Raw genomic sequence first — 22,656 nt, 5'->3', positions numbered from 1 at the left:
CCCGTAACGCCGCTGTGGTCCGGGTTTACGCGGGAGTGGCGGGGTGACTACGGTGCTCGGGATGTCCCGCAGCCACCTCCCCGCGCAACGGCCGGTCGCACCTCAGGGTGATCACGCCGCACCGTTGCCGGAACCCGCGTCCGAGCCCGCTGCGACCCCGCCGGAGAAGCCGCCGGCGACGCACGGGCGGACCGCGGACAAGCCGGACGGGCAGCGCGCGGCCACGGGGAATCCGGACCGGCGGCAGGTGGCCGCGGTGAAGCCGGACGGGCCGAACGGGCAGCAGCCGGTCGCGGTGAAGCCGGACGGGCCGAACGGGCAGCAGCCGGTCGCGGGGAAGCCGGACGGGCCGGACAAGCGGCAACGGGTCGCGGGGAAGCCGGACAAGCAGCCCGCCAAGGTGCGCGACGCGTTCTTCGACAACGCCAAGTACCTGGCCATCGTCCTCGTCGCGATGGGTCACGCCTGGGAGCCCCTGCGCGGCGACAGCCGGGCGGCGGCCGCCCTCTACATCACCGTCTACACCTTCCACATGCCGGCGTTCATCGTCATCTCCGGCTACTTCTCGCGCAGCTTCGACGCGAGCCCCGGACGCCTCAAGCGCCTGGTGACCGGGGTCGCCGTGCCGTACGTGATCTTCGAGGTCACGTACACCTTCTTCAAGCGCTGGGCGAACGACGACCCGACGTACCCGATCAGCCTCCTCGATCCCTGGTACCTCACCTGGTTCCTGATCGCGCTGTTCATCTGGCGGCTCACCACCCCGCTGTGGAAGGTCGTCCGCCGGCCCGTGCCGCTCGCGCTGGCCATCGCGGTGCTCGCCTCCGTCTCCCCCGACATCGGCGACGACCTCGACCTCCAGCGCGTCCTGCAGTTCCTTCCCTTCTTCGTGTTCGGCCTCGTCCTCAAGCCGGAGCACTTCCAGCTCGTACGCCGTCGCGAGGCGCGGATCCTGGCCGTCCCCGTCTTCGCGGCCGCCCTGCTGTTCGCGTACTGGGCGGCCCCGCGCATGAACGCCGCCTGGTTCTACCGCCGTGACAGCGCCCAGGAACTCGGCGCCCCCGGCTGGTCGGGCGCCGTCATGACACTCGCCATGTTCGGCTGCTCCGTCATCCTCGTCGCGTGCTTCTTCGCCTGGGTCCCGCGCCGCAGGACGTGGTTCACGGCGCTCGGCGCAGGCACCCTGTACGGCTATCTGCTGCACGGGTTCGTCGCCAAGGGCTCCCGCTTCTGGGACTGGTACGACCTCGGGTGGCTGCACACCCCGCTCGGCGAGATCACCGTCACGCTGGCGGCCGCCGCTCTCATCACCAGCCTGTGCACCCCACCCGTGCAACGCCTCTTCCGCTTCGCGATGGAACCGGAGATGAAGTGGGCGTTCAGGCGGGACGCGGCCGAGATCGCGGGCAGGGGCGGCGCGCGGCGAAGCTGATCAAGCTTCCGGCTACGCGGATGCTGGCAACGGAGGCCATGCGGCTTAAGCTCGTCTCCTGGCAACGCGGCACGCGATTGCCTCTAGTTGCCCGGCAGACTGAGAGAGAAGAGTGAGCGAGATGTTTTCGCAGGTCATCGGGGCGACCGGGAGTGCGGGGTAGCGGCCGGTGCACATCGTCATCATGGGGTGCGGCCGGGTGGGTTCGGCCCTGGCCCAGAACCTTGAGCAACAGGGGCACACGGTAGCGGTCATCGACCAGGACCCCACGGCGTTCCGCCGCCTGGGCTCCGGCTTCGGCGGCCGCCGCGTCACCGGGGTCGGCTTCGACCAGGACACCCTGCGCGAGGCGGGGATCGAGGAGGCCGGCGCGTTCGCGGCCGTCTCCAGCGGAGACAACTCCAACATCATCGCCGCCCGCGTGGCCCGCGAGATGTTCGGCATCGAGAACGTCGCGGCCCGTATCTACGACCCGCGTCGCGCCGAGGTCTACCAGCGCCTGGGCATCCCGACCGTCGCGACCGTGCGGTGGACCGCGGACCAGATGCTCCGCAGGCTTCTGCCGTCCGGCGCCGAGCCGCTGTGGCGCGACCCCACCGGGGGCGTCCAGCTCGCCGAGGTGCACGCCTCGGTGGCGTGGGTGGGCCACAAGATCAGCCGGCTCCAGGAGGAGACCGGTGTCCGGGTCGCGTTCGTCACCCGGCTCGGCGAGGCGATCCTGCCCACGTCGCAGACGGTCCTGCAGGAGGGCGACCTGGTGCACGTGATGATGCGCACCGACGACGTCGAGAAGGTCGAAGCGGCGTTCGCCGAGGGTCCTGAAGAGGAGGGCGGTCACTGATGAGGGTCGCCATTGCCGGAGCGGGCGCGGTGGGCAGGTCCATCGCCGGTGAGCTCCTGGAGAACGGGCACGAGGTCCTTCTCATCGACAAGGCGCCGACCGCCATCTCGGTCGAGCGCGTCCCGCAGGCGGAGTGGCTGCTCGCCGACGCCTGTGAGATCACGTCCCTGGACGAGGCGGCGCTGCAGCGCTGCAACGTGGTCATCGCGGCCACCGGCGACGACAAGGTCAACCTCGTGGTCTCGCTGCTCGCGAAGACCGAGTACGGGGTCCCGCGGGTCGTCGCCCGCGTGAACAACCCGAAGAACGAGTGGCTCTTCAACGAGTCGTGGGGCGTCGACGTCGCGGTCTCCACGCCGCGTCTGATGTCCGCGCTCGTCGAGGAGGCGGTGAGCGTGGGCGACCTGGTCCGCCTGCTGCGCTTCAGCCACGGTGACGCGAACCTGGTGGAGCTGACGCTGCCGCCCGAGTCGGCACTGGCCGGCACGCGGGTGGGCGACGTCCAGTGGCCCGAGGACACGTCCCTGGTGACGATCATCCGCGGGACCCGCGTCCTGGCCCCGTCCCAGGAGGACTCGCTGGAGGCGGGCGACGAGCTGCTGTTCGTGGCGGCTCAGGCCCGCGAGGAACAGCTCGAGGACCTGCTGTCGGTGCGCCGCGAGGACGTCGCGGGCTGACGGTTCTTCCGCAGGTACGAAGAGGGGCCCCGGAGTTCGCACTCCGGGGCCCCTCTTCGTAACGTCTCAGCCGGCGGCGCTCACGCCTGCCGGCGACGCATCAGACCTCGCGGCGGTGACGCGCGGCCCCCGAGTCCTTGCGGGCGGCCTTCGCCTCCTTCTCGGCCTGCTCCTCCGCCTCCATCTCCGCGAACACGTCGATGGGCGCGGGCGCCTTCGCCAGGAAGACCCAGGTCAGCCAGACGGCGAGCAGGAACGGCGGGATCTTCAGGGCGATCAGGACCCAGCCGAACTTCGTGGTGTCGGCCCACCAGTACATCGGGAAGAGGATCGCGCACTTGGCGAGCAGGATCAGGCCCCAGGCCCAACTGGCCTTCGCGTAGGCCTTCTTGCGGCCGGGGTTGCGCGTGCGCCAGGAGAGGTTCTCCTTGAAGACCGGTCCCAGGATCAGGCCGATCAGCGGCACCCCGCACAGCGTGGTGACGATGTAGGCGACGGCCAGGCCCAGCGTGTAGAGCATGCCGGGCAGGTAGAAGTCCTTGGCGTTGCCCGTCATCATCGCGAAGACGACGCCGAAGGCCACACCGAAGACGCCGCTGAAGGCGTGCTTGACGGTGCCCTTCATGACGAGGCGGACCACGACCAGGACCAGGGACACCGCGAGGGCCGCGATGGCCGACATGTGCAGGTCCTTGTTGATCGTGAAGATGGTCACGAAGAGGAGACCGGGAACCACGGTCTCCACCAAGCCCCGCACGCCGCCGAAGGCCTCGAAGAGGGCGGCCTCGGTCACCGCCTTCGAGTCGGATTCCTGATCCGCGGTCGGCTTGTCGAGGGACGTCACCGGCTACTCCCGTCCGAGCGGTCTGAGTTCGTACTTCGGGTTGAAGAGCACCCTACGGCCCCGGCTCATCGAGACCCGTCCGGAAGCGATCAGCTTGCGGCCCGGTTCGATGCCGACGATGGACCGGCGGCCGAGCCAGACGACGTCCAGAGCCGCGGAGCCGTCGAACAGCTCCGCCTCCAGGGCCGGGACTCCGGCGCGTGGTCGGAGGGTGACCGTGCGCAAGGTACCAGTAACGGTGACTATCTGCCGGTCGTGGCAGTCCCCGATGCGGGTACAGCCCGTGGTCTGCGAGTCCTCGCGCAGCTCTTCCGACTCCAGGTCCTCCTGGGAGGAGGACAGCCGGTCGAGCATGCGCCGGAAGCGGCCTGCCGGCTTCTCGGACGGCGTATCGGAACGAGGGACAGCACTCATAAATCAAGCGTACCGGGGGGCGGGAACAACGGATGAGCGGGTCAGCGCTCGAAGCGATACCCCATGCCGGGCTCCGTGATGAAGTGCCGCGGGTGGGAGGGGTCCGACTCCAGTTTGCGGCGGAGCTGGGCCATGTAGACGCGCAGATAGTTCGTCTCGGTGCCGTAGGAGGGGCCCCAGACCTCCTGGAGGAGCTGCTTCTGGCTGACGAGACGGCCCGTGTTGCGTACCAGGACCTCCAGGAGGTGCCACTCGGTGGGGGTCAGGCGCACGTCGCGGCCGTCGCGGTTGACCTTCTTCGCGGCCAGGTCGACGGTGAAGTCGGCGGTCTCGACGATGCCCTCGTCCTCGCCGCCGCCGGTGGGCTCGGCCCGGCGGACCGCGGCGCGCAGGCGGGCCAGGAGCTCGTCCATGCCGAACGGCTTGGTGACGTAGTCGTCGGCGCCCGCGTCGAGCGCCTCGACCTTCTCGTCGGAGGAGTGCCGCGCGGACAGCACCAGGATCGGTACACGGGTCCAGCCGCGCAGGCCCTTGATCACCTCGACGCCGTCCATGTCGGGCAGACCCAGGTCGAGCACGACCACGTCGGGGTGGAACGCGGCGGCGAGCTGGAGCGCGCCCGCGCCGTCGGCCGCGGCCTCCACCTCGTACTTGCGCGCCTTCAGGTTGATGACGAGGGCGCGCACGATCTGCGGCTCGTCGTCGACCACGAGCACCCGGGTCATGCGTACCTGCCTCTCTGAGCAATGGCTGAGCTGATGGGGCCGGCCGGCGGGTGGCCGGTCGCGGCGGTGAGCGTGAGGACCATGGTCAGGCCCCCGCCGGGGGTGTCCTCGGCCGTGAGCGTGCCGTTCATCGCCTCGACGAAGCCGCGCGCGACGGCGAGGCCGAGGCCCACTCCGGAGCCGCGCGGTGCGTCACCGTAGCGCTGGAACGGGGCGAAGATGCGGTCCTTCGCGGTGTCGGGGACGCCGGGGCCGCGGTCCACGACACGCACCTCGACGCGGTCGCCCAGCGTGCTGGCGGAGACCAGCACGACGCCGTCCGTCTCGTCCTCGGGGCTGTACTTGACCGCGTTCTCGACGATATTGGCGACGGCGCGCTCCAGGAGCCCCTTGTCCACGGTGACCATGGGCAGGCTCTCCGGAATGTCGAGGTCGACGCTGCCGTCGGGGACGCCCACCAGCGCCATCGGGACCACCTCATCGAGATCGATCTCGCGCATCAGCGGGGTGACGGTGCCGGTCTGGAGGCGGGACATGTCGAGGAGGTTGCCGACGAGGTGGTCGAGGCGGTCGGCGCCCTCCTCGATGCCGGCGAGGAGTTCCGCCTGGTCCTCCTCGGACCAGGCGACGTCGTCGGAGCGCAGGGAGGAGACGGATGCCTTGATGCCGGCGAGCGGGGTCCGCAGGTCGTGGCTGACGGCGGCGAGCAGGGCGGTGCGGATGCGGTTGCCCTCGGCGAGGGTGCGGGCCTGGTCCGCCTCGGACTGAAGGCGCTGGCGGTCGAGGACGACGGCGGCCTGGGCCGCGAAGGCGGCGAGGACGCGGCGGTCCTCGGCGGGCAGCACCCGGCCGGACAGGGCGAGCGCCATGTGGTCGCCGACCGGCATGTCGACGTCCGCGTCCTCGGGGCGTTCCAGGGGGTGCGGGCCGACGCTGGCGGCGCGGGTCCACGGCTCGACGTCGCTCGCGCGTTCGAGGAGGGCGACGGAGTCCATGGCGAAGGTCTCGCGGACCCGGTCGAGCAGCGCGTCGAGGCTGTTCTCGCCGCGCAGGACGCTGCCGGCGAGGAAGGAGAGGATCTCGGACTCGGCTCGCAGCCTTGCGGCCTGGTGGGTGCGCCGGGCCGCGAGGTCGACGACGGAGGCGACCGACACCGCGACCCCTACGAAGATCACGATGGCGACGATGTTCTTGGGGTCGGCGACGGTGAACAGGTGCAGCGGCGGCGTGAAGTAGTAGTTCAGGAGGAGCGAGCCGACGGCGGCCGAGGCCAGCGCCGGCAGGAGACCGCCGACGAGGGCGGCGGCCACCGTCACGGACAGGAAGAGGAGCATGTCGTTCGCGAGGCCGAGGTCGGTGGCGACATGGGTGAGCGCGAGGGACAGCAGGGCGGGCCCGCCGACGCCGACGAGCCAGCCCCAGATGATGCGGGAGCGGCCGAGGCGCGCGCCGCGTGTGACGGGGAGGCCGCGCCCCTTGGCCACTTCCTCGTGCGTGACGATGTGCACGTCGAGGTCGGGGCCCGACTCACGGGCGACGGTCATGCCGACGCCGGGTCCGAAGATGTACTGCCACGTCTTGCGGCGCGAGGAGCCGAGCACGATCTGGGTCGCGTTGACGCCGCGCGCGAACTCGAGGAGCGCGGCCGGTATGTCGTCCCCTATGACGTGGTGGAACGTCCCGCCCAGGTCCTCGACGAGGGTGCGCTGGAGCGCGAGCTCCTTGGGGGAGGCGGCGGTGAGGCCGTCGCTGCGGGCGATGTAGACGGCGAGGATCTCGCTGCCCGAGCCCTTGGCGGCCATCCGCGCCGCGCGCCTGACGAGGGTGCGGCCCTCGGGTCCGCCGGTCAGGCCGACGACGATGCGCTCGCGGGCCTGCCAGGTGGAGCGGATGTTGTGTTCGCCGCGGTACTGCTGGAGGTACTCGTCGACACGGTCGGCCACCCACAGGAGGGCCAGTTCGCGCAGGGCGGTGAGGTTGCCGGGGCGGAAGTAGTTGGAGAGGGAGGCGTCGATGCGGTCCGGCTTGTAGATGTTGCCGTGCGCCATGCGGCGGCGCAGCGCCTCGGGCGACATGTCGACCAGTTCGATCTGGTCGGCGCGGCGCACGACCTCGTCGGGGACGGTCTCGCGCTGGCGCACGCCGGTGATCGACTCGACGACGTCGCCGAGTGACTCCAGGTGCTGGATGTTGACGGTGGACACGACGTCGATGCCGGCCGCGAGGAGTTCCTCGACGTCCTGCCAGCGCTTGGCGTTGCGCGAGCCGGGCACGTTCGTGTGGGCGAGTTCGTCCACCAGGGCGACTTCGGGGCGGCGGGTGAGCACGGCGTCGACGTCCATCTCGGTGAAGACGGCGCCGCGATAGGTGAGCTCCTTGCGGGCGATCTGTTCGAGGCCGTGGAGCATCACCTCCGTACGGGGCCTGCCGTGGTGCTCGACGAAGCCGACGGCGCAGTCCGTGCCCCGCTCGATACGGCGGTGGCCCTCGGAGAGCATCGCGTAGGTCTTGCCGACGCCCGGTGCCGCACCGAGGTAGATCCGAAGCTTGCCGCGTCCCATGGCCCCATTGTCTTCCCGCTGCACGTGTTGTACGCAGCGTCGACCCTACGGCCACCAATTGCGGCAAATGGGGCGAGCGGGCCGCGGACGTGCGTCTTTGACGCAACTCTGATGCGGGCCACGCCGCACCGGCGGCGTTTCGGTCAGCGCTGCCCCGACGTCGCCCCCGACGCCGTGATTTCCGTGATCTCGCCGTCGCGCAGTTCGAGGACCCGGTCGGCGAGGTCGAGCAGCGTCGCGTCGTGGGTGGCGACGAGCGCGGTGACGTGTTCGCTGCGGACGACGGCGCGCAGCAGCTCCATGACGGCGAGGCCGGTCTCGGCGTCGAGCTGGCCCGTGGGTTCGTCGGCGATGAGGAGGGCGGGCCGGTTGGCGAGCGCGCGGGCGATGGCGACGCGCTGCTGCTGGCCGCCGGACAGTTCGCCGGGGCGCTGCTTGGCGTGGTCGGCGAGGCCCACGAGGGCGAGGAGCAGCTCGACGCGCTCCTCGCGTTCGCGGGGGTCGGCCTTGCGCAGCCGCATCGGCACCCCGACGTTCTCGGCGGCGGACAGGATCGGGATCAGGCCGAAGGACTGGAAGATGAAGCCGATGCGGTCCCTGCGCAGTTCCAGGAGGCCGTTCTCGCCGAGCCCGGAGAGGTCCTGTCCGTCGACGGTGATGCGCCCGCCGTCGGGCTCGTCGAGCCCTCCGACGAGGTTGAGGAGTGTTGTCTTGCCTGATCCAGAGCGGCCCTTGAGGGCGACGAGTTCGCCGCGCGGCACCTCGAAGGAGACGCCGCGCAGGGCGTGCACGGCCGCGGCCCCGGTGCCGTAGGAGCGGTGCAGGTCCTCGATGACGACCATCGGGCCGCCGCCGTCCTGGTCGAGGACGGCGGTCCCCGCTTCCGTGCTCTCACTCATGTGCGCTCCCCCGTGCGTTCCCCGGCCGGGCGCCAGTATGGTCACGCGGCGCCCGGCCGGGCAATGGCCCGGATCAGTTGGGGTTCTCGGCGTGGGTCAGGGTCTCCCAGGCGACGAACAGGTTGTTGGAGCCCGCCGGGCGGTTCTGCTCGGTGAGCTTCTGGGTGTTCGTCATCGCGTTGCCGAGGCGGGTGTGCATCGCGTTGTAGCCGACCTCGGTGACGGGCCCGAGCCCGCGCGTGACGGACCCGCCGCACAGCCAGCTCGGCGGCGCCTCGCCCAGCTCGTACTTGGCCTGGAAGCCGAGGGCCTGCTGGAGGCGCTGCCCGACGTCGGTGCCGTACAGGTCCTGGCCCTGGATGCGGCTGGTCTCGGCGATGTGGGAGATGGCGGAGATGCCGTATCCGGTGTGCGTGAAGTCGCGGCAGGTCTCCTGGGTGAGGCCGGTGACGAAGGTGGACTGCCCCTGCCAGTAGCTGACGATCTTGGCCTTGGTGTCGAGGTTCTGGCTCGGCACGGTCTTCGGCAGGTCGCCGTCGGAGGCGAGGTAGACGTAGGCGGCCGTGCGCGTACGGAACTTGGCCATGGCCTTGTCGTACGACGTCTTGTCCTCCAGGAAGACGGAGATGCCGACGGCGGCCTCCATCATCGACAGCTCCCAATTGCCGTTGGAGTTGGAGCCGTTGATGACCTTGGGGAGATAGACGTCGCGCAGCATCGTCCGGAAACGGCCCTCGTTCGCCCAGCCGCCGGTGTAGGTGTACTTGATGATCTCGGCGGCCTTGGGCCAGGAGGAGCCGGCCCAGCCGGTCTGGAGCGGCGCGTTGCTGTTGGTGTGCTCCTTGATGGTGGCCGACCAGGCGTCCATCAGCTCGATGGACTTCTTCGCGTAGCGGTCGTCGCGTGTGATGTACCAGGCCAGCGCGTCGGTGTACGCGGCTATCGCGTCCTCGCGCTCGTCGGTGCAGCCGTAGTTGGGGTTGGAGTAGGAGCCGCACTCGACGGTGGCGCGGGGCTTGGCGGTGCGGGTGAGCGAGGCGTACTTGCTCGCCAGCATCTGGTCGTACGCGCCCTTCCAGGGCTGGGCGCCGGCGTTGACCTTGTCGCGGGCGAAGTCGAGCTGGCTCTTGGAGACGGTGACGCCCGGGTGGGCGAAGGTGGCGGGCGCGGCGTCGGCGCGGTCGGCGCCGGGCCAGGCGAGGAGGGTGGCGACGAGTGCGGTGGCGGTCGTCGCGAGGGTGGCGAGGAGGGCGGCGCGTCGTCTGCGCCGGTGGCGGGCGGGGGCCGGTGTGTTCGGCATGTGGGGGGCCATCCGTTCTTCTATGTGAACGTGAAGTACCTTTATGAACACGGGTGTTGGCCGCAGACCCTAGGTACGTACCAGCCCTCCGTCAAGAGGTGAAGAAAGAGCCGCAGTTCAGCCGTCGGAGCGGTCGTCGCGATCCGGCCATACGCCCACGTGGCCCGCCTCACCCGTGAGCCGAACCCGGCCGCGCGGCCCGTACCGCTCCACGTGGTCCCACGGCAGCTGGAACCTGCCCGCCCGGTCCAGAACCGTGAACTCCTCTCCCTCTCCCCCGCGTTCGCGCAAGGTCTCCGTCGACGTGCGGCCGCCACGGATACGGACCGTGCGGCGGACCTGGCCCGACACGAGCGGGGCGTGCGTGACGACGAGAACCGTCGCGCCCGAACCCGCCGAACACCGCTCCCGCGAGCGTCAGGACGAGGACGAGCAGGGCGAGCGCCCGCGCGGGTGCCTCCTTCGCGGCGCGGGTCAGCGCGATCAGGACCACGGCACCGCGCCGCCGCGCCGACCAGCGCGCGACGAGCCGCAGGGGACGCGGGTAACGGCGCACGAGAACGCCCACGGTGACGAGCCCGAGCAGCGCGAGCACCACCGCGACCAGCGGGTTCCGCGCTCGCGAGGCCCTCGGTTCCGCGCGAGCGCAACGCCGCCACTCCCGCCACTCCCGCCACGGCGCAGCAGCACGACGGCCTCGGCGGTGAGCCGGCACACCGCGCGGCGCGGGACCGGCGCATGGCCGTCGTGCGGCGCCAGGTCGCGCAGGGCCCGCCAGGTCAGCGCGGGCAGCAGCAGCCAGACGAGCAGCGCGACCAGCAGGCCCGCCCCTTACGCGGGCGAGCCCGGCGTCCGGCACCCCGAGCCACAGCTCGCTCGCACCCCGGGGAGAGCCCGGCGCTGTCCCTGATCACCTCGCGCGGGACGAGGGCGATGGTGTCGGGCGTTCCGAAAGGGGAGGCGACGCTCGTCCACAGGGCGGGGCTGCGGTCGCCGATGCGGTAGAGCCCGCCGATCCGCACGCGGAGCCGTTTCCTGTCGGCGGCGCGCACGGTGAAACTGCCACCGGCGCGGACGCCCGGTTCGGCGGCGAGCACCTCGTTCAGGGCGGGGCGCCTCCGCCACGCGGCCAGCGCCCGGACACGAGTTCGGGGTGCTGTCCAGCCCCTTCGAGGGCGACGACGGCTACGGTTGCGTCGGCGCGCGGCCACCCGGCGACCTCGACGACGGGCAGTTCGGTGAAACGGGCCGACGGCGCACGCGGCACGGACCAGATGTGGTGCGACACGCGGCCGTACGCGCGGTCGTGCGCGGACCGCACCTCGGGGTCCAACTCCCGTCCGCCTGCGGCACGGTAGCCCCCAGACACCTCGACGACGGCAGCTGGGTCGCCAGCTGGCCGGCGCTGCGCCCCGCCCTCGACGGCCTGCTCTGTGAGAGCGGCGAGCGCGGCGAGCACCATGGCCGCGAGAAGGACCGCGTGCCCGGCGGCACACAGCCAGCCGATAGTGCCCGCTCCCCCGCACCACGGGCAGGCACCCGCCGTACGCCTACGAGCCGCCCTCCCCTCTGTGGGCGGCGCATCGCGGCACATCAGGGGGTGCGCAAAGACCTCGCGATGGTCTGGGCAACCTTCAACTGCCGAGCCGCGCAACGCCGATGGGCCGCACACTCCGGTGGAGTGTGCGGCCCATCGATGGCCGTAAGAGTGCGGCTCAGCGCACCTCGGTGATCTCGGGGCCGCGCGCCAGCTGCCCCATGCCGCCGGCGAACCGGGAGCCTTCCTGCGGCTCCTGCTGCACGCCCTCGGCGACCATCTGCGCGTCGTCCGGCAGCTTCAGGACGATCGGGTCGCGCGGAGCCATCGGGCCCTCACCGCGGACCACGACGGTGTCCCGGAAGATCTGCTCGAGGAGCCCGGCGGCCTGCGGCTGCACCGCGCCCTGTCCGGAGATCACTCCGCGCAGGAACCAGCGGGGGCCGTCGACACCGATGAACCGGACGACCTGGAAGCCGCCCGTGCCGTCCGGCAGCTGCACCGGCACCTGGGCCCGCAGCTCCCAGCCGAGCGGACCCTCGACCTCGTCGATCACGCCACCCTGCTGAGTGATGCCCGAGGCGATCTCCTCGCGGACCTCGCCCCAGATGCCCTCCTTCTTGGGGGCGGCGAAGCCCTGGAGCTGCACGGCGCTGTCCTGGAGGACGACGGTGGCCGCGACGATCGCGTCGCCCGCGACCTCGACCCGCAGCTCCATGCCCTCGACTCCGGGGACGAAGAGTCCGCCCAGGTCCACGCGGCCCTCGCCGGGCTCGCGGACCTCGGAGGCGTCCCAGGGGCCGTCGGGACGCGGCTCGGGCTCGAGCCGCACGCGCTGCGGCTCGCCCTCGTCCGCGTCGCTGTCGCCGGCTACGCCGTCGACGACCTGCTCGGCCTCGCCCGCCGCGTCATCGGCGGCGCCGTTCTTCTTGCGACGTCCGAACACGTCACTGTCCTTCCCGGTCGGATACGACCGATGCGTATCGATTCCCACCCTGATGCCCACCCGGGCCCGGCCCCACGGCGGCATGACCACCGGTGGACCCGAAGCCCCCCTCGGCCCGCGCCGAGTCGGGAAGCTCCGCCACCTCCTGGAAGCGCACCTTCTCGACCTGCTGGACGACCAGTTGGGCAATCCGGTCGAAGCGCTCGAACCGCACGCTGTCGCGCGGGTCGAGATTCACCACGATCACCTTGATCTCTCCACGGTACCCGGCATCCACCGTCCCTGGGGCATTCACCAGGGCGACACCGCAACGGGCGGCGAGTCCGGATCGCGGGTGCACGAAGGCGGCGTACCCGTCGGGCAGCGCGATCGACACCCCCGTGGGAAGTACGACCCGCTCGCCCGGCGCTAGCTCGCACGCCTCGGTGGTCCGCAGGTCCGCGCCCGCGTCGCCGGGGTGCTCGTACGAGGGCAGCGGTACATCGGGGTCGACGCGCCTGATCAGCACGTCGAGAGGAGCTCGGGTCACGGGTTCACCTCGAAGGCACGGGTCCGCCGGACCTGGTCCGGGTCGCTCATGGCCGCCTGGATCTCCTCCGGGCGGCCGTTGTCGATGAAGTGGTCGACCTTGACCTCGATGAAGAGGGCGTCGGCGCGGACCGCGACGGGCCCGTCGGGGCCGCCGATCCGGCCGGTGGCGGTCGAGTAGATCTTGCGGCCGGCGACGGCGGTGACCTCGGCGTCGAGGTACAGCACGGTGTCCACGGGCACGGGCCGTACGAAGTCCGTCTCGAGCCGGCCGGTCACCGCGATGACGCGCAGCAGCCAGTTCAGCGAGCCGAGCGTCTCGTCGAGGGCGGTGGCCAGGATTCCGCCGTGCGCGAGGCCGGGGGCGCCCTGGTGGGCGGGGCGCACCGTGAACTCGGCGGTGACGCGGACGCCGTCCTGCGCGCGAGCCGCCAGATGCAGCCCGTGGGGCTGTTCGTCGCCGCATCCGAAACAGTGTCCGTAGTGCGCGCCGAGGAGCTCGCCGGGTGCGGGGGCATCGGGGTGCCGCACGGGCGCTATGGCGTCGGCGGGGGGCGTCAGAGCTGCAGAAGTACCACTCACAGGCGCAGACCTTACCCGCGCGTCCTGGGAGAAAGCGCACCGTGCCAAGCTTGACGGCATGGAGCTCTCCACCGCACCGTTCGAAGAACGCCTCACCGCCCCCCGCTCGTGGTGGCTCGTCTCACTCCTGCTCGGCATCGCGTGCGCCCTGATCATGCTGCCGTTCGGCACGCTGCCGCTGCTCGGAGGGCTGGTCGGCGGGACGGCCGCGGCCGCGGTGGTGACGAGTTCGTACGGCTCCGTGCGCATCCGCGTCGTGGCGGGCTCCCTGGTCGCCGGGGACGCGAAGATCCCTCTGTCGGCGCTGGGTGACGCGGAGATCCTCGACGCCGAGGGGGCGCGCGCCTGGCGCACGCACAAGGCCGACCCGCGCGCCTTCATGCTGCTGCGCAGCTATGTCCCGACGGCCCTGCGCGTGGACGTCATCGACCCGCAGGACCCGACCCCGTACGTGTATCTGTCGACGCGGGACCCGAAGGGGCTGGCGAAGGCGCTCGGCAAGTAGCGCCGGTCAGCTTCCGAGCTCCTCGGGCCCGGGTGCGTCGCCCGGGATCAGCGGATGCGGGTCGCTGGGGCGCTCCAGGGGCGGCAGCTCCGGCAGCGCGTCCCAGGGAACCTGGATCTTGCGCAGGTCCTTGCGGATCCGCCCCGCGAGCTTCTTGGTGTCGCGGCGGTTCATGACCGCCCCGACCGCGGCGCCGACCATGAACGGCATCAGGTTCGGCAGGTTGCGCACCATGCGCTTCATGATCTGCTGGCGCAGCTCGCGCTTCATCTGGCCGCCGAGCGCCGCGTTGATCGTCGAGGGCTTCGTCACCTCGATGCCGCGCTCCTCGGTCCACGAGGACAGATACGCAGTGCTGCGGTCCTTGAGGGTGCCGGGCGGGCGCACGCCGTAGACCTCGTGCAGTTCGGCGACGAGCTTCATCTCGATGGCCGCGACGCCGGTGATCTCGGCCGCCAGCTCGGCGGGCATCGCGGGAGGTACGGGCATCATCGCGGCGGCGCCGATCCCCGCACCCACGGTGGAGGTGGCGTTGGCGGCGCCCGCGACGAGCTTGTCGGCGAGCTGTTCGGCACTCAGGCCGGGGAACTGTTTGCGCAGGGTCGCCAGATCGCGCACCGGCACACGCGGCGCGTTCTCGATGATCCGGTCGGCGAGATAGCCGAGTCCTGCTTTGGCGGCGGTGCCGCTCTTGCGGACGCCGTCCTTGACAGCGGCCACACGTCCCCTGGCGACCTGTACACGGCCGCCGATGGGCGCTTGGTCACCCGCGGTGGAGACGGCGGGCACATCGCTGTATCCCGCCGCCGCGAGGTCGCCCGCCACCTCTTGGTCGTCCGCGTCCTCGAGCGAGGCTGCTCCTGTGGGGGAAGAGCCTCGCTCGTCGTCACGCACGCCGTCGTCGGACGGGCCACCGTCCGCTTCCCTGTCCTTCCGGGAGCGGCGCTTCCAGGGCGGGGTCGAGCCAGTCACGGCCGACCCTGCCTCAGTCGCAGTCGCGGCAGATCGGCTGGCCGTTCTTCTCGCGGGCCAGCTGGCTCCTGTGGTGCACCAGGAAGCAGCTCATGCAGGTGAACTCGTCCTGCTGCTTGGGCAGGACCCGGACGGCCAGCTCCTCGTTCGAGAGGTCGGCGCCCGGGAGCTCCAGGCCTTCGGCGGCCTCGAACTCGTCGACGTCGACCGACGAGGTCGACTTGTCGTTCCGCCGAGCCTTGAGCTCCTCGATGCTGTCCTCGTTGACGTCATCGTCGGTCTTGCGTGGGGTGTCGTAATCCGTTGCCATGTGTCGCTCTCCCCCTCTGGGTGTATGCGGTGTCTCCAGCGCACAACGCGCGGGAGGCCGGACTTTGTGCCCGACCTGAGGCGGAGATTTTGCCTCACATCAAGGTCTGTTACTCAATCGACACCCAACCGGATCTCTCACGAGTGATCGGGTTGGATGGCGATCGGGACCGTACACGGTCCGAAGGTCGCGCTTCACGGGCGCCACCCCGTGTACTTCCCGTGATCAGGACCCCTGAAAACCCGGATTTTCCAGGCTTTCCGGGGGCTTTTGCGATCACGGAGAGTAGATGGCCGGAAATTCGCTCTTGTGATCGATCACACACGGTCTTCGCGGGACCAGGTCCCGAAAATTCCGCTAAAAGCGAACTCCCCCGGCACGTCGGCGGAAGCATCTCAGATCGGTCGCCGACCCGCATCTCGGAACGCTCAGATCGGGAGGTGACACGCGTCTCGGAGGCCTCAGATCGGCAGGGTGACCCGCATGACGAGCCCACCCCCTTCACGCGGCTCCGCGATGATACGGCCCCCATGAGCGCGCGCCACCGAGCGGGCGATCGACAGACCGAGCCCCACTCCCTTGTCGCTCCCGGTGCGCTCGGTGCGCAGCCGCCGGAACGGCTCGAAGAGGTTGTCGATCTCGTACGCCGGCACCACGGGCCCCGTATTGGACACCACGAGGACCGCCTGGCCGTGCTGGGCCTCGGTGGCGACCTCGACCCAGCCGCCCTCCGGGACGTTGTACCGGACGGCGTTCTGGACGAGGTTCAGGGCGATGCGCTCCAGGAGCACGCCGTTGCCCTGGACGACGGCCTCCTTGCGCTCGCCGCGGATCTCGACGCCCTTCGCGTCGGCCTCCGAGCGGGCCTGGTCGATGGCCTGCGAGGCGACCTCGGCGAGGTCGACCGGCTTGCGCTCCACGATCTGGTTGTCGCTACGGGCGAGCAGGAGCAGTCCCTCGACGAGCTGCTCGCTGCGCTCGTTCGTCGCCAGCAGCGTCTTGCCGAGCTGCTGGAGTTCCATCGGCGCCCCGGGATCGGAGAGGTGAACCTCCAGGAGCGTGCGGTTGATCGCGAGCGGGGTGCGCAGCTCGTGCGACGCGTTGCCGACGAACCGCTGCTGCGCGGTGAAGGCTCTCTCCAGGCGGTCGAGCATGTCGTCGAAGGTGTCGGCCAGCTCCTTCAGCTCGTCGTCCGGGCCGTCCAGTTCGATGCGCCTCGACAGGTCCGTGCCGGCCACCCGGCGCGCGGTGCGCGTGATGCGGCCCAGCGGGGACAGGACGCGGCCCGCCATCGCGTACCCGAAGGCGAACGCGATCACGGCGAGGCCGAGCAGGGCGAGGAGCGAGCGGCTGAGGAGGTTGTCGAGTGCGTGCTGACGCATCTCGTTGACGCACTCGTTCAGCGCGGAGTTGAGCTGGCCCGTCGTGGGGTGGTCGGGGAGACCCGAGAAGTTACGGCAGGTACCGCTGCTCACCGAGCCGTTCGTGACGGTGAACGGCAGGTCACTGCCGACGTTCAGCGCCTGCGCGGCGAGCAGATAGATGATCGACAGCAGCACGATGCCGGCGATCAGGAACATGCCGCCGTACAGCAGGGTGAGGCGTATACGAATGGTCGGGCGCAGCCACGGGTAGGGCGGCTCGGCTTTTCTGGGGTCCCATGTGGGTTTCGGAGGCGCGGCCGGTGGCGCCGGTGTCGAGGCCACAGGGGATCAGATCCGGTATCCGGAGCCGGGCACGGTCACGATGACGGCGGGCTCTCCGAGCTTGCGGCGCAGGGTCATGACGGTGACCCGGACGACGTTCGTGAAGGGGTCCGTGTTCTCGTCCCAGGCCTTCTCCAGGAGCTGCTCGGCCGAGACGACGGCGCCCTCGCTGCGCAGCAGCACCTCGAGGACGGCGAACTCCTTGGGTGCCAGCTGGATCTCCTTGCCGTCGCGGAAGACCTCGCGGCGGTTCGGGTCGAGCTTGATGCCCGCGCGCTCCAGGACGGGCGGCAGCGGCACGCTCGTACGGCGTCCGAGCGCCCGCACGCGGGCTGTCAGCTCGCTGAACGCGAACGGCTTGGGCAGGTAGTCGTCGGCTCCGATCTCGAGGCCCTCGACGCGGTCGCTGACGTCGCCGGAGGCGGTCAGCATCAGGACGCGGGTCGGCATGCCCAGTTCGACGATCTTGCGGCAGACGTCGTCGCCGTGCACGAGCGGGAGGTCCCGGTCGAGGACGACCACGTCGTAGTCGTTCACGCCGATGCGCTCGAGGGCGGCCGCACCGTCGTACACGACGTCGACGGCCATGGCCTCCCGGCGCAGTCCGGTGGCCACCGCATCGGCGAGCAGCTGCTCGTCCTCGACGACGAGTACGCGCACGTCGCTGTCCTTCCTGTGTGACCTGCGGGCAGGTTCTGATGCACCTGTGAGCAGGTCCGGGTCGTGGAGTGTGGGCTCCATCCTGCCCCTTTCGGCCATAAACCGGCTGTAAGGCGATGGGGCGCCCCGGGAATGCGGGATTTTCTGGGCGGCCGAGGTTTCTGCGTAAGTGAGCGCGGGGAGGACGGATTTACACCCGCGATCACGCTTTGTATGTGGCGTACCACGACCCGCTTTCCGCAGGGCGGTGAGAGACGTGATCGCCCCTTCCGAGGGCACACCCCCGTGCCACCGACCCACGACCCAGGACGAGGGGGCGCAACCATGGACGCATTCACCGCAGGACTTCTGCAGCGCATCAAGGCGACCGAGTCCGATCTGAGCCGGGCTCGCGCGACGGGCGACGAATTCCTCGTCGAGATCGAGCAGGACGAGCTGGACGACCTGCATCGCCTCGCCGCCGAACATGGCGTGGAACTCGGCGTCGCGCGCGTCTGACGCAGTACGGAAGGGCCCCGGCGCCTGGTCGATCCAGGCAGGCGCCGGGGCCCTTTCTCATGCCCGTTCCCGTGCTTCCTGCGCGCTCGGGAGGCCGCTGTCCGTCAGTCGTGCCAGGCCCCGAGCTCCTCGAGGCGGTTCTGGAGCTGCTCGAAGAGTCCGGGCGGCGCCGCGATCGTCAGCTCGCCGGACGGCACCTCACCGGGGCGGCCGCCGGTGAGCGCGCCCGCCTCCCTGGCGATGAGGTCTCCGGCCGCCAGGTCCCATGGGTTCAGGCCTCGCTCGTAGTACGCGTCGAGGCGTCCGACGGCGACGTCACACAGGTCGATGGCGGCCGAACCACCACGCCGGATGTCGCGCACATGGGGCACCAACTCCCGTACGACATCGGCCTGGTGGGCTCGGCGGGCGGCGAGATAGCCGAATCCCGTGCCGACGAGCGCCTGCTCGAAGGGGGGTGCCACGCGCGCGCGTGCCGGGCGGTCGTTCACGAACGCGCCCTGGCCGAGGACCGCGCGGTAGGTCTCGCCGCGCAGGGGCGCCGCGACAACCCCGACGAGGGTCTCGTCGCCCTGGCGGGCGGCGATCGAGACCGACCATTCGGGGCGCCCGTACAGGTAGTTGACCGTGCCGTCGATGGGGTCGATCACCCAGGTGATCCCGCTGCTGCCCTCGGTGCTCGCGCCCTCCTCGCCCAGGACGCCGTCGTCCGGCCTGCGCTCGGCGAGGAAGCCGGTGATCAGCTTCTCGGAGGCGATGTCCATCTCCGTGACGACGTCCACGGCGCTGGTCTTGGTGGCGGCGACTCCGAGGTCGGCGGGGCGGCCGTCGCACAGGAAGGTCCCGGCGCGGGCGGCGGCCTCCAGGGCGACCTCGAGGAGTTCGGCCTTCAGGTCTGTCACGTCGAGCATCCTTACGCGTACGGGCTGTCGGCGCCCGCGGCCGCGGGCTTGGGAGCACGGGAGGGGCAGCAGCCCACCGGGCAGAGGTTGTGGCTCGCGCCGAGCGCGCCCAGGGCACACGGCGTGACGGCCCGGCCGCGCTCGGCGGCGGAGCGCTCGAGGACGAGGTCGCGGACCGCGGCGGCGAAGCGGGCGTCCGCGCCGACCGTGGCGGAGCGGCGCACCGGGAGGCCGAGCTCGGCGGCCTTGGCCGTGGCCTCGGTGTCGAGGTCGTAGAGGACCTCCATGTGGTCGGAGACGAACCCGATGGGCGCCATCACGACGGCCGGCACACCGGCGCCGTGCCGCTCCTCGAGGTGGTCGCAGATGTCGGGCTCCAGCCACGGGATGTGCGGGGCGCCGGACCGCGACTGGTAGACGAGCTGCCAGGGGTGGTCGACCCCGGTCTCCTCGCGGACCGCGTCGGCGATCACGCGCGCGACGTCCAGGTGCTCCTTCACGTAGGTACCGCCGTCGCCGTGGTCGTCGACCGGCCCGGAGACGTCGGCGGCCGCGGTCGGGATGGAGTGCGTCGTGAACGCGATGTGGGCGCCGTCCCGCACGTCGTCGGGGAGGTCGGCGAGGGACCTCAGGACACCGTCGATCATGGGGCGCACGAAGCCCGGGTGGTTGAAGTAGTGCCGCAGCTTGTCGACGCGCGGCACTTCCAGCCCCTCCGCTTCCAGGGCGGCGAGGGACTCCGCGAGATTCTCGCGGTACTGACGGCAGCCCGAGTACGACGCGTACGCGCTGGTCGCGAGGACGAGGATGCGCCGGTGGCCGTCCATGACCATCTCGCGGAGGGTGTCCGTCAGGTACGGCGCCCAGTTCCGGTTGCCCCAGTGGACGGGCAGGTCGAGACCGTGGTCCGCGAAGTCCTTGCGGAGCGCGTCCAGCAGGGAGCGGTTCTGCTCGTTGATGGGGCTGACCCCGCCGAACAGGAAGTAGTGCTGCCCCACCTCCTTGAGCCGCTCCTTGGGGATTCCCCGGCCACGCGTCACGTTCTCCAGGAACGGGACCACGTCGTCCGGGCCTTCGGGGCCTCCGAACGAGAGCAGCAGCAGGGCGTCGTAGCCGTCGAAGGGCGTGGGATCGAGCACATCGGACATGCCTTTGATCCTGCCACCCGTCACTGACAGGCGGAAAACGGCCATGCCAGTGAGCCCCGGGACCCGTAAGCTGTCTTGGCCACCTACGCGCCTTACCGGAGTCGACTTGCCCAGCCCCTACCGCGCCATATTCGCCCTGCCCGGCACCAAGAGCTTCTCGGTCGCCGGGTTCCTGGGCCGGATGCCCCTGTCGATGATGGGCATCGGGATCGTCACGATGGTCTCCCAGCTGACCGGCCGATACGGGCTCGCGGGTGGTCTGTCCGCCACCGTGGCGCTCTCGGCGGCGGCCATCGGCCCGCAGATCTCACGCCTCGTCGACCGGCACGGGCAGCGCCGTGTGCTGCGGCCCGCCGCCCTGGTCTCGCTCGTCGCGGTCGCCGGTCTGCTGCTGTGCGCGAAGTTCGCGGCGCCGGACTGGACACTGTTCGTCTTCGCCGCCCTGATCGGCTGTGTGCCGAGCGTCGGATCGATGGTCCGGGCGCGCTGGGCGGCCCTCTACAGGGACACCCCTCAGCTGCACACCGCGTACTCCTTCGAGTCGGTCATCGACGAGGTGTGCTTCATCTTCGGGCCGATCATCTCGATCGGTCTGTCGACCGCATGGTTCCCGGAGGCGGGGCCCCTTCTGGCGGGCTGTTTCCTCGCGGCCGGTGTCTTCTGGCTGACCGCGCAGCGCGCGACCGAGCCGGTGCCGCATCCGCGCGGACAGCACTCCGGGGGGTCCGCCCTGAGGTCGCGCGGTCTTCAGGTCCTGGTGGCCACGTTCGTGGCGACGGGCACGATCTTCGGCGCGGTGGACGTGGTGACGGTCGCGTTCGCCGAGGACGAGGGCCACAAGGCGGCGGCCAGTCTCGTGCTCGCGGTGTACGCGGCGGGTTCCTGCGCCGCGGGAGCGGTCTTCGGGCTGCTGCACTTCAAGGGGGCACCCGCACGCCGGTGGCTGGTCGGTGTCTGCACGACGGCCGTGAGTATGATCCCCCTCCTACTGGTCGGGAACCTTCCGTTTCTGGCCGTGGCGCTCTTTGTCGCGGGCCTGTCCATCGCACCGACGATGATCACGACGATGGCCCTCGTCGAGCAGCACGTACCACGCGCGAAACTGACCGAGGGCATGACCTGGGTGAGCACCGGACTCGCGGTCGGTGTCGCGCTCGGCTCCTCCGCGGCCGGCTGGGTGATCGACGCCGCCGGCGCGAAGGCCGGGTACGGGGTTCCGGCCGTGGCCGGCGCCGTCGCGGTGGCGGTCGGGTTCCTGGGGTACCGCCGGCTGAAGCAGCCGGTGCCGCAGCGGGGAGGAACCAATGAGCACGGGGAACTCGGGCAGCGAGACGACGCAAGCCCGGCAGGCCAGGACACGGAACGAACCGTGGCGTAACTGGGCGGGGAACGTCACCGTCCGGCCGGTCCGCGAGGTGACGCCCGCGTCGGTGGAGGAACTCTCGGCGGCCGTCCGCGCGGCCGCCGACGACGGCCTGAAGGTGAAGGCCGTCGGTACGGGGCACTCGTTCACCGCGGCCGCGGCGACCGACGGTGTATTGATCCGCCCTCAACTCTTGACCGGCATCCGCAACATTGACCGCGAAGCCGGCACCGTCACGGTGGAGGCCGGCACCCCGCTCAAGCGACTCAACCTCGCCCTGGCCCGCGAGGGCCTGTCGCTCACGAACATGGGCGACATCATGGAGCAGACGGTGTCGGGTGCCACCAGCACCGGCACGCACGGCACGGGCCGCGAATCGGCGTCGATATCCGCGCAGATCAAGGGCCTCGAACTGGTCACCGCCGACGGCTCGGTCCTCACGTGCTCCGAGAAGGGGACCGCAGAAGAACGCGCGGTCTTCGCAGCCGCGCGGATCGGACTCGGCGCCCTCGGCGTCATCACGGCGATCACGTTCGCCGTGGAGCCGATCTTCCTGCTCACCGCCCGCGAGGAGCCGATGACCTTCGACAGGGTCACGAGCGACTTCGATGCCCTGTACGCGGAGAACGAGCACTTCGAGTTCTACTGGTTCCCGCACACCGGAAACTGCAACACCAAGCGCAACAACCGCAGCGCCGGGCCGGAAGCCCCCGTCAGCAGGTTCAGCAGCTTCCTCGAGGACGAGCTGCTGTCGAACGGCCTCTTCCAGGCGGTCAATTCACTCGGCCGCGTGGTCCCCTCGACGATCCCGTCGATCGCGAAGATCTCCAGCCGCGCGCTCTCCGCCCGCACCTACACGGACATCCCTTACAAGGTCTTCACGTCCCCGCGCCGCGTCCGCTTCGTGGAGATGGAGTACGCCGTTCCGCGCGCGGCCCTCGTCGAGACGCTGCGCGAACTGAAGTCCATGGTCGATCGCTCGAACCTGCGCATCAGCTTCCCCGTCGAGGTCCGCACGGCCCCCGCGGACGACATCACGCTCTCCACGGCGTCCGGCCGGGAGAGCGCGTACATCGCCGTCCACATGTACAAGGGCGCCCCGTACCAGGCCTACTTCACGGCGGCCGAGCGCATCTTCACCGCGCACGAGGGCCGGCCGCACTGGGGCAAGGTGCACACGCGCGACGCGGACTACTTCTCGACGGTCTACCCGCGCTTCGGCGAGTTCACGGAGCTGCGCGACCGCCTCGACCCGGACCGCCTGTTCGCCAACGACTATCTGCGGCGGGTCATCGGCGACTGACCG

The 22,656-nt window shown here is 70.7% G+C and carries 24 protein-coding genes; 7 read left to right on the top strand and 17 right to left on the bottom strand.

Features of this window, described 5'->3' with window-relative positions; genetic code table 11:
* Positions 1-61 precede the first annotated feature (61 nt).
* From LGI35_RS32355 to LGI35_RS32345, 3 genes are all read left to right on the top strand, one after another.
* Positions 62-1,432 carry an acyltransferase family protein gene (locus LGI35_RS32355; protein ID WP_227297829.1) on the top strand — a complete coding sequence of 457 codons (1,371 nt, stop codon included), beginning with the start codon at positions 62-64 and terminating at the stop codon, positions 1,430-1,432.
* Positions 1,433-1,601: 169 nt separating this feature from the next.
* Positions 1,602-2,273 (top strand): potassium channel family protein, encoded by a 672-nt coding sequence (locus tag LGI35_RS32350; RefSeq protein WP_116508874.1) that lies wholly within the window; start codon positions 1,602-1,604, stop codon positions 2,271-2,273.
* Positions 2,273-2,950, top strand: a complete 678-nt coding sequence (locus LGI35_RS32345) for a potassium channel family protein (RefSeq protein ID WP_116508876.1) — start codon at positions 2,273-2,275, stop codon at positions 2,948-2,950. Before LGI35_RS32350 ends, LGI35_RS32345 begins: the two co-directional genes overlap by 1 nt.
* Before the next feature lie 100 nt (positions 2,951-3,050).
* Here the strand turns inward: LGI35_RS32345 and LGI35_RS32340 are convergent, their stop codons facing one another.
* The 11 genes from LGI35_RS32340 to LGI35_RS32290 all read right to left on the bottom strand — a co-directional run bounded on the left by LGI35_RS32340 (position 3,051) and on the right by LGI35_RS32290 (position 13,286).
* Positions 3,051-3,794 carry a DUF3159 domain-containing protein gene (locus tag LGI35_RS32340; protein WP_227297828.1) on the bottom strand — a complete coding sequence of 248 codons (744 nt, stop codon included), beginning with the start codon at positions 3,792-3,794 and terminating at the stop codon, positions 3,051-3,053.
* 3 nt (positions 3,795-3,797) lie between these two features.
* On the bottom strand, positions 3,798-4,208 hold the full coding sequence (locus LGI35_RS32335) for an OB-fold nucleic acid binding domain-containing protein (protein WP_227297827.1): 411 nt from the start codon (positions 4,206-4,208) through the stop codon (positions 3,798-3,800).
* Between the two features lie 41 nt (positions 4,209-4,249).
* Entirely contained in the window at positions 4,250-4,933 is a 684-nt protein-coding gene (locus tag LGI35_RS32330; RefSeq protein WP_227297826.1) for a response regulator, read from the bottom strand.
* Entirely contained in the window at positions 4,930-7,494 is a 2,565-nt protein-coding gene (locus LGI35_RS32325; RefSeq protein WP_227297825.1) for a sensor histidine kinase, read from the bottom strand. Before LGI35_RS32325 ends, LGI35_RS32330 begins: the two co-directional genes overlap by 4 nt.
* Positions 7,495-7,637: 143 nt before the next feature.
* Positions 7,638-8,393 carry an ABC transporter ATP-binding protein gene (locus LGI35_RS32320; RefSeq protein WP_227297824.1) on the bottom strand — a complete coding sequence of 252 codons (756 nt, stop codon included), beginning with the start codon at positions 8,391-8,393 and terminating at the stop codon, positions 7,638-7,640.
* 73 nt (positions 8,394-8,466) lie between these two features.
* On the bottom strand, positions 8,467-9,693 hold the full coding sequence (locus LGI35_RS32315) for an alginate lyase family protein (RefSeq protein WP_227297823.1): 1,227 nt from the start codon (positions 9,691-9,693) through the stop codon (positions 8,467-8,469).
* A gap of 117 nt (positions 9,694-9,810) precedes the next feature.
* Positions 9,811-10,044, bottom strand: coding sequence for a hypothetical protein (locus LGI35_RS32310; RefSeq protein WP_227297822.1), 234 nt, complete (start codon positions 10,042-10,044; stop codon positions 9,811-9,813).
* A 751-nt stretch (positions 10,045-10,795) separates the two neighbouring features.
* Positions 10,796-11,155 carry a hypothetical protein gene (locus LGI35_RS32305; protein ID WP_227297821.1) on the bottom strand — a complete coding sequence of 120 codons (360 nt, stop codon included), beginning with the start codon at positions 11,153-11,155 and terminating at the stop codon, positions 10,796-10,798.
* A 253-nt stretch (positions 11,156-11,408) separates the two neighbouring features.
* The gene (locus tag LGI35_RS32300) at positions 11,409-12,176 is read right to left on the bottom strand and encodes a DUF3710 domain-containing protein (protein ID WP_100591169.1); all 768 of its coding nucleotides are present in this window, start codon (positions 12,174-12,176) and stop codon (positions 11,409-11,411) included.
* Between the two features lies 1 nt (position 12,177).
* Positions 12,178-12,705, bottom strand: a complete 528-nt coding sequence (dut, locus tag LGI35_RS32295; RefSeq protein WP_227297820.1) for a dUTP diphosphatase — start codon at positions 12,703-12,705, stop codon at positions 12,178-12,180.
* Positions 12,702-13,286, bottom strand: a complete 585-nt coding sequence (locus tag LGI35_RS32290) for a PaaI family thioesterase (RefSeq protein ID WP_116508891.1) — start codon at positions 13,284-13,286, stop codon at positions 12,702-12,704. Before LGI35_RS32290 ends, dut begins: the two co-directional genes overlap by 4 nt.
* A gap of 58 nt (positions 13,287-13,344) precedes the next feature.
* On the opposite strand from LGI35_RS32290, the gene LGI35_RS32285 reads away from it, so the two are divergent.
* Positions 13,345-13,791, top strand: a complete 447-nt coding sequence (locus LGI35_RS32285; protein ID WP_227297819.1) for a DUF3093 domain-containing protein — start codon at positions 13,345-13,347, stop codon at positions 13,789-13,791.
* A gap of 6 nt (positions 13,792-13,797) precedes the next feature.
* Here LGI35_RS32285 and LGI35_RS32280 read toward each other — a convergent pair whose 3' ends face one another.
* The 4 genes from LGI35_RS32280 to LGI35_RS32265 form a co-directional block, all read right to left on the bottom strand.
* A complete protein-coding gene (locus LGI35_RS32280) occupies positions 13,798-14,763 on the bottom strand; it encodes an EcsC family protein (protein ID WP_227297818.1) in 966 nt (321 codons plus the stop codon).
* Between the two features lie 13 nt (positions 14,764-14,776).
* Positions 14,777-15,073, bottom strand: a complete 297-nt coding sequence (locus LGI35_RS32275) for a DUF4193 domain-containing protein (RefSeq protein ID WP_030357326.1) — start codon at positions 15,071-15,073, stop codon at positions 14,777-14,779.
* A gap of 461 nt (positions 15,074-15,534) precedes the next feature.
* Complete coding sequence (locus tag LGI35_RS32270; RefSeq protein WP_227297817.1) at positions 15,535-16,779, bottom strand: sensor histidine kinase; 1,245 nt, start codon at positions 16,777-16,779, stop codon at positions 15,535-15,537.
* Between the two features lie 6 nt (positions 16,780-16,785).
* A complete protein-coding gene (locus LGI35_RS32265) occupies positions 16,786-17,439 on the bottom strand; it encodes a response regulator transcription factor (RefSeq protein WP_055544891.1) in 654 nt (217 codons plus the stop codon).
* A gap of 324 nt (positions 17,440-17,763) precedes the next feature.
* On the opposite strand from LGI35_RS32265, the gene LGI35_RS32260 reads away from it, so the two are divergent.
* Positions 17,764-17,937 (top strand): hypothetical protein, encoded by a 174-nt coding sequence (locus LGI35_RS32260; RefSeq protein WP_227297816.1) that lies wholly within the window; start codon positions 17,764-17,766, stop codon positions 17,935-17,937.
* A 104-nt stretch (positions 17,938-18,041) separates the two neighbouring features.
* On the opposite strand, the gene LGI35_RS32255 is transcribed toward LGI35_RS32260, so the two are convergent.
* Positions 18,042-18,848 carry an inositol monophosphatase family protein gene (locus tag LGI35_RS32255; RefSeq protein WP_227297815.1) on the bottom strand — a complete coding sequence of 269 codons (807 nt, stop codon included), beginning with the start codon at positions 18,846-18,848 and terminating at the stop codon, positions 18,042-18,044.
* A 2-nt stretch (positions 18,849-18,850) separates the two neighbouring features.
* Positions 18,851-19,987, bottom strand: coding sequence for a ferrochelatase (locus tag LGI35_RS32250; protein WP_227297814.1), 1,137 nt, complete (start codon positions 19,985-19,987; stop codon positions 18,851-18,853).
* Positions 19,988-20,093: 106 nt separating this feature from the next.
* On the opposite strand from LGI35_RS32250, the gene LGI35_RS32245 reads away from it, so the two are divergent.
* Both LGI35_RS32245 and LGI35_RS32240 read left to right on the top strand, forming a co-directional pair.
* Entirely contained in the window at positions 20,094-21,365 is a 1,272-nt protein-coding gene (locus LGI35_RS32245; protein WP_227297813.1) for an MFS transporter, read from the top strand.
* The gene (locus LGI35_RS32240) at positions 21,292-22,653 is read left to right on the top strand and encodes a D-arabinono-1,4-lactone oxidase (protein WP_227297812.1); all 1,362 of its coding nucleotides are present in this window, start codon (positions 21,292-21,294) and stop codon (positions 22,651-22,653) included. Before LGI35_RS32245 ends, LGI35_RS32240 begins: the two co-directional genes overlap by 74 nt.
* Positions 22,654-22,656: the final 3 nt, after the last annotated feature.

This window comes from Streptomyces longhuiensis (assembly GCF_020616555.1).
Classification (GTDB): domain Bacteria; phylum Actinomycetota; class Actinomycetes; order Streptomycetales; family Streptomycetaceae; genus Streptomyces; species Streptomyces longhuiensis.
Note: the sequence above shows the minus strand (reverse complement) of the source record. Positions and strands in the feature narration are given on the sequence as shown.